Source organism: Brevundimonas sp. (assembly GCF_032107865.1).
GTDB lineage: Bacteria > Pseudomonadota > Alphaproteobacteria > Caulobacterales > Caulobacteraceae > Brevundimonas.
Map to the genome: position 1 here is coordinate 1 of NZ_DAMCNG010000410.1, position 1,011 is coordinate 1,011.

Sequence of the window (1,011 nt, forward strand, 5' to 3'; positions counted from 1 at the left end):
GAGCGCGTCTGAACGTGCCCTTCAGCCCCGCCCTGATCGCCTATCAGCTGCTGACCCGCCTGCTGGAGCCGCTGGCCCCGCGCCTGCTGGACGCCCGCGTCAGGAAGGGCAAGGAAGACCCCGCCCGCGTCGACGAACGTCTGGGCCTGCCCGGTCTGGCGCGCCCCGACGGGCCTCTGGTGTGGATCCACGGCGTCAGCGTCGGCGAGGCCCTGTCCATCCTTCCGCTGGCCGAGCGCATCCGCAAGGATCGGCCCGACGTGACGGTTCTGGTCACCACCGGCACGCTTACGTCGGCGCAGGTGCTGGCGACGCGGCTGCCGCGCGGCGTCATCCACCAGTTCGCCCCGGTGGACGCCCCCTCGGCGGTCGCCGCCTTCCTCGACCACTGGCGGCCCAATGTCGGCGTCTTCGTCGAGAGCGAGCTGTGGCCCAACCTGCTGACCACGGCGCAAAAACGCGGCGTGCCGCTGGCTCTGGTCAGCGCCCGCATCACCGACAAGACGGCGCAGGGCTGGAAGAAGGCCCCCGGCATGGCCCGCGCCCTGATGAACGGTTTTTCGCACGTCTGGCCGCAGGATCAGGACAGCGCAAATCGCCTCACCGCGCTGGGCGCCCGCGTCGACGGTCAGGTGAACCTGAAGCTGTCCGGCGAGCCCCTGCCCTATGACAAGGGCGAGTTCGCCCGCCTGTCGGCCCTGATCGACGACCGCCCCGTCGTCGTCGCCGCCAGCACCCATGAGCATGAGGAAATGGCCGTCGTCGGCGCGCTGGACCATCTGGCCGACCGCCTGTTCCTGATCGTCGTGCCGCGCCACCCGGAACGCGGCGACGCCATCGCCGAGGCCCTGAGCCGCGACGGCTACGGCTTTGCGCGCCGCAGTCAGGGCCAGCCGATCTGCGACCAGACCGACATCTATCTGGCCGATACGCTGGGCGAGCTGGGCCTGTTCCTGCGGCTGGCGGACGTGGTGGTCATGGGCGGCTCCTTTGCCCCAGCGCTGGGCGGCG

At 71.0% G+C, this 1,011-nt stretch carries 1 protein-coding gene; it reads left to right on the forward strand.

Features of this window, described 5'->3' with window-relative positions; all coding sequences use genetic code 11:
* Positions 1 to 8: 8 nt before the first annotated feature.
* On the forward strand, positions 9 to 1,011 hold a 1,003-nt coding region (locus tag RT567_RS17210), incomplete at its 3' end, for a 3-deoxy-D-manno-octulosonic acid transferase (protein ID WP_313577384.1).